Here is a 13854-nt window from a genome sequence, read left to right as displayed (position 1 = left end):
GGGTATTGGAACGCACACGACCTGTGTGGGAGCGGGCTTGCTCGCGATGCAAACAACACGGTACATCCGGTTGACCGTGGTGCTGCAATCGCAAGCAAGCCCGCTCCCACAGAGGCGCAGGCAGGATCATATTTACGCTTCGACGTTCAGCCCGTACTCCGCTGCTGCATCCTGCAACCATAACCACCAGTAGTCCGAAAAGCTGCGGCGGATCAGCAGCTCCCATGTGTCTTCAGCCGTGTGGCGAATCACCAGCTGCGACTTGGCGAACACGGTGCCCACCGCCTTGCCCACCGGGAAGTTGTCCGGATGGACGTCATAGCTGGTGGACTTCATCAGCACTTCGCGCACCTTTGGCCCGCTCAGCTCCAGCAGTTGTTGCCCGCCGCTGACGTTGACCACCGAGATATGCAGCCCGGCCAGTGCTGCGCGCAACGCTTGCTCCACGGCGAACTCCTGGCCACCGGGTACGATCAGCAACCACTCATCCGGCCCCATCCATTGCAACGATGTCTCGTCTTTGGCCACCAGGCTCAGGGCCACCGGCAATTCCAGGCCCAGGGCCTTGTGCACGCCTTCGGCAAAGGCCGGGTCTTTGGCGTCGCCGCGAAGGGTCAAATGGCCCAGCAGTTTTTTCTCGCGCACGGTCACGCCAGGGTTTTTGCGGCCCTTGCCGATCAGGCCCGCGAGATTGGCCTGGTGTAACGATGACTCGGCTTTGGCGCCCGAGTCCGGGCGCTGTTGGTATACGTTGGCTGTGGTCATGGGTCACCCGCTCAATTCTGTGTAGTTTGGTCTGCCGTCATCGCGGGCAAGCCCGCTGCCACAGGTGTCACTCAAATATTCTGGCGCTCGCCTTTCGGGTCGAAGAACACCGAAGACACGATTTCAGCCTCGATCACGCTGCCGTCGGCCTGGGGCGAAAACACACGTTCGCCTATGCGCTTCAAGCCGCCCTTGACCACACCCATTGCAAACGAATAACCCAGTGAGTTGTGGGCATAGCTGGAGGTCACGTGCCCCACCATCGTCATCGGGATTGCCTGCTTGGGATCGAACACCAGCTGCGCGCCCTCAGGCAGCCACTTGGTCGGATCTACCGGCTTGAGGCCCACCAGCTGTTTGCGTTGTTCACGCACGCAGTCTTCGCGGTTCATGCCACGCCAGCCGAGCCACGAGAACGGCTTGGTACGACCCACACACCACCCCATGTTCAAGTCGTCCGGGGTCATGGAGCCGTCGGTGTCCTGGCCGACAATGATGAAACCCTTCTCGGCCCGCAGCACGTGCATGGTCTCGGTGCCATAGGGGGTGAGGTTGTATTGCTTGCCCGCCTCGACGATTTTTTCCAGCACGCCCATCGCGTAGTCCGCCTGGATATTGACCTCGTACGACAGCTCGCCCGTAAACGAGATGCGGAACACCCGCGCCGGAACACCGCCTACCAGCCCTTCTTTCCAGGTCATGAACGGGAACGCTTCACGGTCCAGATCGATATCCGTGACTTCGCTCAGCAGCTTGCGGCTGTTGGGCCCGGACAGGGTCAGCGTCGCGTAGTGGTCGGTCACGGAAGTGAAGTACACCTTCAGTTCAGGCCATTCGGTCTGCTGGTAGATTTCCAGCCATTGCAGTACCCGTGCTGCGCCACCGGTGGTGGTGGTCATGACAAAGTGATTGTCGGCCAGACAGGCGGTTACGCCGTCGTCGAACACCATGCCGTCTTCTTTGCACATCAGGCCGTAGCGAGCCTTGCCCACATCGAGCTTGGTCCAGGCGTTGGTGTAGATGCGGTTGAGGAACTCCCGCGCATCCGGGCCCTGGATGTCGATTTTGCCCAGGGTGGAGGCATCGAGAATACCGACGCTGTCACGCACCGCCTGGCACTCGCGCTTGACCGCTGCGTGCAGGTCTTCGCCATGACGCGGGAAGTACCACGGACGCTTCCATTGGCCCACGTCTTCAAACTCGGCACCCTGCTTGACGTGCCAGGCTTGCAGCGCGGTGTAACGCACCGGTTCGAAAATATGCCCGCAATGGCGACCCGCCACGGCGCCGAACGTCACCGGCGTGTAGTTGGGGCGGAACATGGTGGTGCCCATCTGCGGGATGGTTACATTCAGCGAGCGTGCGGCGATGGCCAGCCCGTTGACGTTGCCCAGCTTGCCCTGATCGGTACCGAAGCCCAGCGCGGTGTAGCGTTTTACGTGTTCGACCGACTCGAAACCTTCACGGGTTGCCAGTTCGATGGCCGCGGCGGTGACGTCGTTCTGCAGGTCGACAAATTGCTTGGGCGCCCGTGCAGTGCCCTTTTCATGGGGTACGTGAAACAGTGCCAGTGTTGGCTCCTGGTGCTGGTTCAGGGCTTTGGGCAACACGCCCTCTACCGCTTTGAAGCCGGCTTCGCTGGCAGCATGCACGCCCCCTTCGAACCCATCGGCCAAGCTGTCGCCCAGCCCGTAGACACCGTTGATGCCGCCTACGCACACACGTTTTTGCGGTGCTTCGCCGGGTACGAAACCCAGAATATCTTCGCGCCAGGTGGGTTTGCCGCCCAGGTGCGAGGCCAGATGCACCACCGGGCTGTAACCGCCCGAAGTGGCAACCAGATCGCATTCCAGCCATTCGCCGGGGCTGGCGACACTGTTGGTTTTAAGGTCAATCGCGGCCACACGGGCGCCGGTCACGTGCTTGCTGCCACGGGTTTCGATCACCGCGCTGGCGGTCAGAATGCGGATGCCCTTGGCCCGCGCCGCTTCTACCAATGCGCCGCGAGGGTTGCTGCGCGCATCGGCGACAGCCACCACCTGCTGGCCTGCATCGATCCAGTCCAGAGCAACGCGGTAGGCGTGGTCATTGTTGGTACTGAGCACCAGTTTTTTACCCGGTGCCACGCCGTAACGGCGCACGTAAGTCGACACTGCGCCCGCCAGCATATTGCCCGGCACGTCGTTGTTGCCGTACACCAATGGCCGCTCGCAGGCTCCGGTCGCCAGGACTACACGCTTGGCCCTAACCCGGTGAATGCGCTGACGAACCTGGCCAATCGGTGCGCGATCGCCCAGATGGTCGGTGAGGCGCTCGTGGATGGTCAGGAAGTTGTGGTCGTGATAGCCGTTGACGGTCGCCCGAGGCAACAGCGTCACGCCCGGCAATGCCTTGAGTTCAGCGATGACTTTAGCAACCCATTCCATCGCCGGTTTGCCGTCCAGGCTTTCGCGGCTGTCGAGCAGGCTGCCGCCAAACTCTTCCTGCTCATCGGCCACGATCACCCGCGCGCCGCTGCGTGCTGCAGCCAGTGCCGCCGCCAGGCCTGAAGGCCCTGCGCCGACGATCAGTACGTCGCAGTGATGGTTCATGTAGTCGTAGGTGTCGGGGTCGTTCTGGGTCGGCGAACGGCCCAGGCCTGCCGCCTTGCGGATGTACTTCTCGTACGTCATCCAGAACGATTGCGGGTACATGAACGTTTTGTAGTAGAAGCCCGGCGGCATCAGCTTGCCGCCAACCTTGCCCAGGATCCCCATCACATCATTGTTGACGTTGGGCCAGCCGTTGGTGCTGGTGGCAACCAGGCCCTGGTACAACGCCTGCTGCGTAGCGCGCACGTTAGGAATCTGGGTCGCTTCGGTGGCGCCGATCTGCAGCACCGCGTTGGGCTCTTCGGCACCGGCGGCATAAATGCCCCGAGGCCGGGAATATTTAAAGCTGCGACCAATGACGTCGACACCATTGGCCAGCAGCGCTGCGGCCAGGCTGTCGCCCTCGTAGCCTTTGTATTGTTGACCGTTGAAGGTAAAGGTCAGAACTTTGCTGCGGTCTACGCGGCCGCCATTAGGCAAGCGATGGGTCTGGCTCATACCTTTTCTCCCTGCTCGCGGGTGGCCGTGGTGATCAGTGGTGCCGCCTGTTCAGTGAACTGCGGCTGGGTGCCAATCAGGTAGGTTTCAAGAATTTCGTAGGTCACGGTGTTGCGCGTGGCGTTGAAGAACTGGCGGCAACCGGCGACGTGGTTCCACAGTTCGTGGTGCAGGCCGCGAGGGTTGTCACGAAAGAACATGTAGTCGCCCCACTCGGCGTCGGTGCAGGCCGCGGGGTCCAGCGGGCGCGGGATGTGCGCCTGGCCGCTGGCATGGAATTCCTCTTCGGAGCGCAGTTCGCCGCAATGGGGACAGAAGATATGAAGCATGAGTGTTTCTCCTGTTAGTGGGCGACAGCGGCAGCGCCGTGTTCGTCGATCAGGGCGCCGGTGTGGAACCGGTCAATGGAAAACGGTGCAGCCAATGGGTGCATCTCGCCCTTGGCCAGACTGGCGGCAAACACGTTGCCCGAGCCCGGCGTGGCCTTGAAGCCACCCGTACCCCAGCCGCAGTTGAAAAACAGATTCGGCACCGGGGTCTTGGAGATGATCGGGCAAGCATCGGGAGTGGTGTCGACGATGCCGCCCCACTGGCGGTTCATGCGCACGCGGGACAACACCGGGAACATTTCCACAATGGCCTGAATCGTGTGCTCGATCACCGGGTACGAGCCGCGCTGACCGTAGCCGTTGTAGCCGTCGATCCCGGCACCGATCACCAGGTCGCCCTTGTCGGACTGGCTGATGTAGCCGTGAACCGCGTTGGACATGATCACGCTGTCGATGATTGGCTTGATCGGCTCCGACACCAGCGCTTGCAGCGGGTGGGATTCAATCGGCAGGCGAAAACCGGCCTGACGGGCCATGTGCCCGGAGTTACCGGCCGTCACCACGCCTACGCGCTTGGCACCGATAAAACCCTTGCTGGTTTCAACGCCGATGCACACGCCGTTTTCCTTGCGAAAACCGAGCACTTCGGTTTGCTGGATCAGGTCTACACCCAGCGCATCCGCAGCCCGGGCAAAACCCCAGGCCACGGCATCGTGACGGGCCACACCGCCACGGCGCTGTACGGTGGCGCCGATAATCGGGTAGCGGGTATTTTTTGAGCAATCGAGGTACGGGATCTCGTCCGCCACTTGCTTGGCGTCAAGCAGTTCACCATCCACGCCGTTGAGGCGGTTGGCGCTGACCCGGCGCTCCGAGTCACGTATGTCTTGCAAGGTATGGCACAGGTTGTAGACGCCGCGCTGGGAGAACATGACGTTGTAGTTCAAGTCCTGGGACAAGCCTTCCCAAAGCTTCATCGCGTGTTCGTACAGGTGCGCCGACTCGTCCCACAAATAGTTGGAACGCACGATGGTGGTGTTGCGCGCCGTGTTGCCGCCGCCCAGCCAGCCCTTCTCGACCACGGCCACGTTAGTGATGCCGTGCTCCTTGGCCAGATAGTAGGCAGTGGCCAGCCCGTGGCCGCCACCGCCGACGATGACCACGTCGTAGACCTTTTTAGGGGTCGGCGTGCGCCACATCTTCTGCCAGTTTTCATGGTGGCTGAGGGAGTGTTTGAAGAGGCCGAAGCCTGAATACCGTTGCATAGGGTTTACTCCAAAAACGCGCTCAGCGATAAACCGGGAAGTCTTTGCACAGCGAGGTCACCTGGCGTGCCACGTCGGCCTCGATATCGGCATCGCCGAGGTGATCGAGGATGTCGCAGATCCAGCCCGCCAGTTCCGTGCACTGCGCCACTTTGAAACCGCGCGTGGTCACTGCCGGGGTACCGATGCGCAGGCCCGACGTCACGAACGGTGATTGCGGGTCATTGGGCACCGCATTTTTATTGACCGTGATATGAGCACGGCCCAGGGCTGCGTCGGCGTCTTTGCCGGTCAGGCCCTGACGGATCAGGCTGAGCAGGAACAGATGGTTGTCGGTGCCGCCCGAGACCACGTCGAAGCCACGCTTGATAAACACTTCGGCCATCGCCTGAGCGTTGTCGATGACCTGCTTTTGATAGGTCTTGAAGCCCGGCTCCAGGGCTTCTTTAAAGCACACCGCCTTGGCCGCGATCACATGCATCAGCGGACCGCCCTGGCCACCGGGGAACACGGCCGAGTTGAGTTTCTTTTCCAGGGCTTCGTTGGACTTGGCCAGGATCAACCCGCCGCGGGGGCCGCGCAGGGTTTTGTGGGTGGTGGTGGTGACCACGTCGGCGTAAGGCAGCGGGTTGGGGTACAGCCCCGCCGCGACCAGGCCGGCCACGTGGGCCATGTCGACAAACAAGTAGGCACCCACCTTGTCGGCAATCTGGCGAAAGCGTGGAAAGTCGAGGAATTTGGAGTAAGCCGAGAAGCCGGCAATGATCATCTTTGGCTGATGCTCAACGGCCAGACGTTCTACTTCGTCGTAGTCGATCAGCCCGGTAGTGGTGTCGATGCCGTACTGCACGGCGTTGTACAACTTGCCGGAGAAGCTGACGCTGGCGCCGTGGGTCAAGTGCCCGCCGTGGGCCAGGCTCATGCCCAGCACGGTGTCACCGGCATTGAGCAACGCCAGGTACACCGCCGCGTTGGCCTGGCTGCCGGAGTGAGGTTGCACGTTGGCATAATCGGCGCCGAACAGTTGTTTGGCGCGGTCGATGGCCAACTGCTCGACTTTATCCACATGTTCGCAGCCGCCGTAGTAGCGCTTGCCCGGATAGCCTTCGGCGTACTTGTTGGTCAGGCCGCTGCCTTGGGCCTCCATCACACGCTGGCTGGTGTAGTTCTCGGAGGCAATCAGCTCGATGTGATCTTCCTGGCGCTGATCTTCGGCATTCATGGCCGCTAACAAGGCATCGTCGTAACCCTGGATCTGATCCTGCTTGCTGAACATTGCGTGTCTCCCAGCGCCAGCGCGCCTTTGGTCTCGGTGGGGCGTATGCCCTTTGAGCCAGATGGTAGAGCTGGCGCAGGCAGATCAAATGCCTATGGACGCCACGCAATGGTGCGTTTACGACATGGTTTCGCATAACCCTGTGGGAGCGGGCTTGCTCGCGATACTGGCGGCGAGGTTTGTCTGGCTAACCCGGGCGATGCCATCGCGAGCGAGCCCGCTCCCACACTTTTATTGCGGGACTTTGAGCTATTCTTTTGTAAGGGTTTTCCGCACTTTGAGTCGTGCCTGTGCACCCGACAAAATCTTGGATAAAGTGCACGACACAATTCGACCAAGGAACCGGGAAATGACTGACAAGAGCCAACAATTCGCCAGCGACAACTACTCCGGTATCTGCCCTGAAGTCTGGACCGCCATGGAACTGGCCAACCACGGTCATCAACGTTCTTATGGCGATGACGAGTGGACCCTGCGCGCTGCCAACGACTTTCGCAAACTGTTCGAAACCGACTGCGAAGTCTATTTCGCCTTTAACGGTACTGCGGCCAACTCCCTGGCCCTGTCATCGTTGTGCCAGAGTTTCCACAGCGTGATCTGCTCCGAGACCGCCCACGTCGAGACCGACGAATGCGGCGCGCCTGAATTCTTTTCCAACGGCTCCAAGCTGCTGATCGCCCGCACTGAAAACGGCAAGATCACCCCCGAATCGATCCGCGAAATCGCCCTCAAGCGCAAAGACATCCACTATCCAAAACCGCGAGTGGTGACCATCACTCAGGCTACGGAAGTCGGCAGCGTGTACCGCCCTGAAGAAATTCGCGCCATCAGCGACACCTGCAAGGAACTGGGCCTGTTGCTGCACATGGACGGTGCCCGCTTCTCCAACGCATGCGCCTTCCTCGGCTGCACGCCCGCAGAGCTGAGCTGGAAAGCCGGTGTGGATGTACTGTGCTTTGGCGGGACCAAAAATGGCATGGCGGTGGGTGAAGCGATTCTGTTCTTCGACCACACCCTGTCGGTGGACTTCGACTACCGCTGCAAACAGGCCGGGCAACTGGCGTCGAAAATGCGCTTTTTGTCGGCACCCTGGGTGGGCTTGCTGGAAAACGACGCATGGCTCAAACACTCACGCCACGCCAACCACTGCGCGCAGTTGCTGAGCCAGTTGGTGAGTGACATCCCGGGGGTTGAGCTGATGTTCCCCGTGGAAGCCAATGGCGTGTTCCTGCAACTGTCGGAACCGGCCGTGGCTGCGCTGACCGCCAAGGGCTGGCGCTTCTATACCTTTATCGGCAAAGGCGGCGCACGTTTCATGTGTTCCTGGGACACCGAAGAGGCACGGGTACGGGAACTGGCGGCGGATATTCGCGAAGTGATGGCGGGGTAAACATTCAATAATGTGGGAGCGGGCTTGCTCGCGATTCAGTCAACGCGGCTGGTCTGAACCACCGCGCTGAGACTCTCGCGAGCAAGCCCGCTCCCACAGGGCGTGATCGTATTGCGAAGCGTCAGGATTGCCCTAACGTTCGCTCAATCACATCGACCGTGGCGCTGACTTGCTCTTGATAACGGTCGAGTTCCTGTTTGTGGCTCAGTTGCAGCTCAATCTGCTTGGAACACAGATTCAGCGCTGCCAGCACCAACAGCTTGTCCCCGATCAGGCTCGGGTACTTTCTTTTCGTTTCGGCCAGGGCGGCTTTCAACATGACCGTGGCCGCCATCAGGGTCTTTTGCTCCCCCTCCGGCGCTTTGATCGTGTAGTCGTTACCCAAAATCGAGACGACATTTACTCCGTCTCTGTCCACGCTCATGCGCTGACAGGGCTCGCGCGCTCAACCAGTGCCTGAATGCGGGCTGCGGTTGCGCCTTGTTTCTCTTCCTGTTCCATCAGGGTCAGTTGCAGGCTTTCGTTTTCGTCTTTGGCCAGAGCCAGTTCAGCGCTCAGTTGTTCGTTGGCGTCCAGCAGTTCTTGCTTTTGCTGAACCAGGTCGCTGACCAGTTGTTCCAGTTTGCTAAGGGATGACTCAATCATGGTGGTGTTCTCAAGCAGTTTCGGAGGGCGCGTACGATAAAGAAAAGTCACCGCCTAAGCTAGCGGCGACCTTGCTTTACCCGCCTTAAAGACTGCCTATTTGCTACTCAGTTCCCCGCCCGGTGACCCAGCGGCACGTTTCAAGCGGTAAAAACCACCCACGACCTGCTTTCACTGGCAGTGAAATGTGCCCTTGAACCCGCTGCTACACGACACGCTATAGCCATCGAAAACAAATCCCGGCTATCCAAGTGCGCAACTTGTTGCACACTTGGACAAAGACCCTTTTCTTATTTACCGCTACTAATCAAGCCACTTTTAACCTGTAGAAAGTGCGCAACTTCTTGCGCACTTCATAAAATAATTCAAATAATTTTAATAAACTTCAGCCCTTTGAATTTATACAAGCTATTGATAACTATGAATTTTTATATAAGTCAAACAAATCTTTATATATAGCCAGGCACTTCAACAACAAATAACCATCGGTCATACTCTTTGACCCACAGGCTTTCAATGCCCTTATTTAAACGCCCACCCCGAAGGTCATTGCATGTTCGTACCGGCCAACACGGCACACTTCGCGCTGCACATTCCCGATATCCGCAACGACTTCAAAGTGCTCGGCTTTGAAGGATTTGAAGCCATCAGCCAACTCTACGAAATCAACATTGAACTGGTCAGTGAAAACCCAGACATCAATCTTGAAACATTGCTCAGCCTGCCTGCCTTTTTGCAATTTGGCCTCAACGGCGAAGGCATACACGGGCGCATCGAAAATGTTTGCGTGGGCGAATCCGGCAAGCGCCTGACCCACTATCACTTGACCCTGGTCCCCGCACTCCACTATTTGCAGTTCAGCTACGACCAGCGAATTTTCCAACACCACAGCGTGCCGCAGATCATCGCAAAAGTCCTGCAAGGCCACGGTATTCAGGCTGACGTATTTACCTTTAATGTCCGCACCAGTCCTGTGCGCGAGTACTGCACTCAATACGGCGAAAGCGATTATTCCTTCCTGCAACGCCTGTGTGCCGAAGACGGTATTGCCTGGCATCACCAGCATACGAAAGACGGCCACCTGCTGGTATTCACTGACAGCCAGGCCTATTTTCCTGCGCTGGGCGAAACGCCCTACCAGCAAGGCACCGGAAACGTCGCCGATTACCCGGTGGTTGAGCAGTTTTCCCAACGTTTCAGTACCCGCACCAGCACGGTTACCCGTCGTGATTTCGACCTTAACCGACCAAGCCTGCTGATCGAAAATGCCTTCACCGCCAAGTTCACCCCCGCGCTGGAGGATTACCACTACCCGGTACTGATCAGTACCGAAAAGCGCGGCCAACAGTTGGCCCAGCAAGCCCTCGAACGCCATCGAACCGACTACCAACTGGCCGAAGGCAAAAGCGATCAGCCCACGTTGCGCAGTGGCCACTTGTTCACCCTGAGCGAACACCCGCGCAAAGCCTGCAACGACCTGTGGCTATTGCTCAGCGTGAACCACGAAGGCAAGCAGCCCCAGGCGCTGGAAGAATCGATCACCAGCGATGCAACACCCGCTGACGGCTTCACCCAAGGCTACCGCAACACGTTCAGTGCGATACCGTGGGACGTGTTCTTCCGCCCCCCCCTGCCACCCGCCCGCGTACCACTGGTCGCGCAAACCGCCCGCGTGACCGGCCCCCAAGGTCAAGAGATTTATTGCGACGAGCTAGGACGGGTAAAGATTGAACTGCCCTGGGACCGAGCTGAACTCAACAGCGAAAAAAGCAGCTGCTGGGTCAGGGTGTCATCCAGCTGGGCCGGGGACAACTTCGGCGCCGTGACGATCCCGCGCATCGGCATGGAAGTGGTCATCAGCTACGTCGAAGGCGACCCCGACAAACCGCTGATCACCGGTTGCGTCCCCAATAAGACCAACCCGATGCCTTACCCGTTACCGGCGCACAAAACCAAAACCGTGCTGCGCAGCCAAAGCTCGCCACACACCGGTGGCTATAACGAACTGTTGATCGAAGACCGTGCAGGCCAGGAAAAAATCTACCTGCGGGCCCAACGTGACCTTGAGCAGGTAATCCTCAACAACAGCGACACCACCATTGGCAACGACCGCCGCGAGCACATCACCCGGGACAGCCACAGCCTGATCGAACACGACCGCTTCGAGCAGGTCGACCGCAACAGCTCCAGCCTGATTGAAGGCGACGAACTGCACACCACCCAGGGCCTGCGCAACACCGTGATCGGCGGCAACGAGCTGTTGTCCATCCGCGGTAACAGCAGCACCACGGCCGATGGCTCACTGGTGATACAGGCAACCGGCCAGGCACACCTCAGCGCCGCCAACGTAGTGATCGATGCAGGCATGAGCCTCACGCTGGCAGCGGGCGGCCAACACATCGTCATCAGTGCCGGCGGTATTTTCAGTAGCCAACCCATCGTCGTGGGCGGCGCACCGGCGGTGGGAATAGGGGCCATGCCTGCGGCTTCGGTGGTTCCGGTAGCCGCGGGTGCGTGGGGGGTGCCCTCATTGCCTGCGCAAAAAACGGCCGTGAGGAAGGCCTCGCAACAGGCCACCTCTATTTGTGCGGTGTGTCAGAAGCTTGAGGAGTCGAAGGCATGAGTCAGGCGTACCTGTTACTTGATCGCACCCAAATAGACAATCTGGCGCACCGGTTGTTCGAGGTCGCGCCCGGCGTGCAATTGCATTCCCTGTATCAACGGACCGCCTACAACGCACTGGATGAAGTCAGCCCGGTGCTGGTCCCGGTGACGCCCAACAGCCCTCTGGCTCAGACCTTTACCGAGCAGTGGAGCGCCACGGCGGGGATCTGGCTGGAATCACTGGCTGATGAAAAAACCGTAGTCGAGCATCTGCGCAGCCTCGTCCATGCCCGCGTCGAGGGCGAGGTCACGGTGTTATTCCGTTTCTACGACCCCCGGATTACCGCCTTGTGGCTAGCCGACTTGCCTGCCCATGAGCGCGCCCCCTTGATGGGGCCAATACAACTGATACGGCTGGCGCACTCAGTGATTCATCAGGCTCAACCTGATCAGCCCGCAGCACGGTATGCAGACACGCCCTGGCTGCGTCTGCCCGCAGAACAACTGGATCACTTGAACAGTGCCAAGCAACAGGGCTTTACCCGGCGCTTGATCGAACATTGCGAAACTTACTTCCCCGACTATCTGCAAGGTCAGGACATGAGCGCAGAACAATGGGTCGCCCACTGCATAAACACTGCCGAGCGATACGGCTACAGCGCCGCCGATGAGATTTTTTTGTGGGCCCGCTTTCAAGCGGTGCTGGGGACAGACTTTCCTCAAGGCCCGGCCCATGGTGCTTATCGTCTGATACTGGCTGAGCCCGGCGTAACCCCCGAACAACGTCTGGATAACCTGAACACCGAGCTGACGTACCAGTTGCTCACCAACAAGGAACCCCGTGCATGAGCGCTCAAAAACTGGCCATGATCGATAACGCCGCGCAGGCCGAACGCGCCGCCAGGGTCCAGCCTCACGTCGATGTCAAAAGCCCCCTGACGCCATGCCCGGCTCACCAGCCCGAAGTGTTCGTGGTGCCCGTGCGCTACGCCCTGGCGCAGGAACAGGCCACTCACCCCTGCTGTTCCCCCGGCGTGACCACCCAAAGCCACCCCATGGCTGCCCGGCGTCTGCGGGCCGGTTTTTTGTATATCTGGCAGGAAAAAGGCCCGCTCCAGCGCTATGCCGTGTCGACCGACGGCAGGCTTCAGGCGCAGGCGCTTGAGGACGACTCCACCCTCTTGCTTAAAGGCACGCTCACAGGGCTGATGCTGAACAAAATCCATGACGCCTGGATGCTCTACAGCGAGTTCCCACTTAACCCGCAACACTGCGCCTTGCTCAGCGAGAACCCCGCCAAGCGCAGTGCGCACATGCGTCATGTGGCCTTGCGCACCGTGGCCAACGAGCTGCAAGCCGAACACTGTCCGCCCCTGGAAAACGCCACCGAGGTGATGGCTGAACTCATCCCCGACACCTACGCCCAATCGATGAAGGCCGATCAAAAAGCCGGCGGCGATGACACCCAGGCGTTGGGCGCAACCGTGATGAAAGACCCCACCAAGGCCAACATCAAGGCTTACACCGATGCCATGTACCGCGCCCGGGAGCGCGAAAAAATCATCGCCCAACACCCCGACACCCCTGACCAGGCACCCGACGAGTGGAGTGCCCAACCGTGGGACGGCCAGGGCACCCAGACCTGGCTGGAGGCCGCCACGGCTGAGGCCAGGGCGCTGTACCCGGTATTCGTGTGCCTGGACGACGACCTGGGGGTGCTGCGCGACATCAACCATGAGCAGGAACGGGTTGAATCGAGCCACGAACAGTGGGTGGGCGACAATAACCTGCGCTTGAACATCGGTGGCTTTATTCGCAGCCTGATCACCGAAGAGGGTGCTGAGGTGGCCGCGATTTTGAACCACCACTACAAGGGCCGAGGCATCAACCTCACACCCGAGCAGGGCAACATCATGCTCGATGTCCAGCGCCAGCTGGACCAAGAGTCCGAGGCTAAACTCCACAACGGCCTCTATGGCGGCCGTCCGAGCCTTGGAGAAGCCAGGGCCCGTGATGCTCGAGTCCAGCAAATCGTTGCCCCTGTACGAGCCTTTATTTCGCCCGACCTATACACCGAAGTGGACGATTTCGTGCGTGCCTACCACGCCGAAAAAAAGTCCAACCTCGACAACGACCATTTCAGCGCCAAGGTCAGCGAGTACATTGACGTGCCGGCCATGAACACCTGGCTCGACACCACCGCCCCGGCCCATTACCAACACGTCGAACAGCGCCACAACGCCTTGTTTGCCGACCGAGGCCAATACCTCACACGCTCCCACAGCGGCACCTGGTTCGTCGATTACTACGACGTTGAAAGCCGCCAGTGGCTCACCGAACTGGCCACCGGCTGCCTGAGCGCCCAATGCACCCGGGCCAAGGGTGCAGAGCAATATGCCGACTACGTGCGCGCCCCCGACGAAGGCGCACTCAAACACCTGTTCCACGCCTGGACGCCCTCGATCGATGCGGGCATTGTCGGCACCGGTCG

11 protein-coding genes are annotated in these 13854 nt (G+C 59.8%); 4 read left to right on the top strand and 7 right to left on the bottom strand.

Going from position 1 to position 13854, the window contains the following annotated elements; translation table 11 throughout:
* Positions 1 to 132: 132 nt before the first annotated feature.
* The 5 genes from AACY07_RS22830 to glyA form a co-directional block, all read right to left on the bottom strand.
* On the bottom strand, positions 133 to 765 hold the full coding sequence (locus AACY07_RS22830) for a sarcosine oxidase subunit gamma (RefSeq protein WP_133075252.1): 633 nt from the start codon (positions 763 to 765) through the stop codon (positions 133 to 135).
* A 71-nt stretch (positions 766 to 836) separates the two neighbouring features.
* Positions 837 to 3854, bottom strand: coding sequence for a sarcosine oxidase subunit alpha (locus AACY07_RS22825; protein ID WP_339477905.1), 3018 nt, complete (start codon positions 3852 to 3854; stop codon positions 837 to 839).
* Positions 3851 to 4183: a sarcosine oxidase subunit delta gene (locus tag AACY07_RS22820; protein WP_339477902.1), complete on the bottom strand. Its 333-nt coding sequence runs from the start codon at positions 4181 to 4183 to the stop codon at positions 3851 to 3853. Before AACY07_RS22820 ends, AACY07_RS22825 begins: the two co-directional genes overlap by 4 nt.
* Positions 4184 to 4197: 14 nt before the next feature.
* Positions 4198 to 5448 carry a sarcosine oxidase subunit beta gene (locus AACY07_RS22815; RefSeq protein ID WP_133075249.1) on the bottom strand — a complete coding sequence of 417 codons (1251 nt, stop codon included), beginning with the start codon at positions 5446 to 5448 and terminating at the stop codon, positions 4198 to 4200.
* Between the two features lie 22 nt (positions 5449 to 5470).
* Complete coding sequence (glyA, locus tag AACY07_RS22810) at positions 5471 to 6724, bottom strand: serine hydroxymethyltransferase (protein ID WP_219262842.1); 1254 nt, start codon at positions 6722 to 6724, stop codon at positions 5471 to 5473.
* Between the two features lie 349 nt (positions 6725 to 7073).
* Here glyA and AACY07_RS22805 point away from each other — a divergent pair, with 349 nt between their 5' ends.
* Positions 7074 to 8114, top strand: a complete 1041-nt coding sequence (locus tag AACY07_RS22805) for a threonine aldolase family protein (protein ID WP_133075247.1) — start codon at positions 7074 to 7076, stop codon at positions 8112 to 8114.
* A gap of 121 nt (positions 8115 to 8235) precedes the next feature.
* Here AACY07_RS22805 and AACY07_RS22800 read toward each other — a convergent pair whose 3' ends face one another.
* Together AACY07_RS22800 and AACY07_RS22795 are read right to left on the bottom strand one after the other, a co-directional pair.
* Positions 8236 to 8538: a cell division protein ZapA gene (locus AACY07_RS22800; RefSeq protein ID WP_133075246.1), complete on the bottom strand. Its 303-nt coding sequence runs from the start codon at positions 8536 to 8538 to the stop codon at positions 8236 to 8238.
* Positions 8535 to 8759, bottom strand: a complete 225-nt coding sequence (locus AACY07_RS22795) for a hypothetical protein (protein WP_133075245.1) — start codon at positions 8757 to 8759, stop codon at positions 8535 to 8537. Before AACY07_RS22795 ends, AACY07_RS22800 begins: the two co-directional genes overlap by 4 nt.
* Before the next feature lie 553 nt (positions 8760 to 9312).
* On the opposite strand from AACY07_RS22795, the gene tssI reads away from it, so the two are divergent.
* The 3 genes from tssI to AACY07_RS22780 form a co-directional block, all read left to right on the top strand.
* Positions 9313 to 11382, top strand: a complete 2070-nt coding sequence (gene tssI, locus AACY07_RS22790; RefSeq protein WP_339477899.1) for a type VI secretion system Vgr family protein — start codon at positions 9313 to 9315, stop codon at positions 11380 to 11382.
* Positions 11379 to 12212, top strand: a complete 834-nt coding sequence (locus AACY07_RS22785) for a DUF4123 domain-containing protein (RefSeq protein WP_339477896.1) — start codon at positions 11379 to 11381, stop codon at positions 12210 to 12212. Before tssI ends, AACY07_RS22785 begins: the two co-directional genes overlap by 4 nt.
* Positions 12209 to 13854, top strand: a 1646-nt coding sequence (locus AACY07_RS22780; RefSeq protein ID WP_339477894.1) for a toxin VasX, incomplete at its 3' end; no start/stop codon positions are given. The genes AACY07_RS22785 and AACY07_RS22780, both read left to right, overlap by 4 nt.

This window comes from Pseudomonas sp. RL_5y_Pfl2_69, assembly GCF_963970465.1.
Classification (GTDB): domain Bacteria; phylum Pseudomonadota; class Gammaproteobacteria; order Pseudomonadales; family Pseudomonadaceae; genus Aquipseudomonas.
Note: the sequence above shows the minus strand (reverse complement) of the source record. Positions and strands in the feature narration are given on the sequence as shown.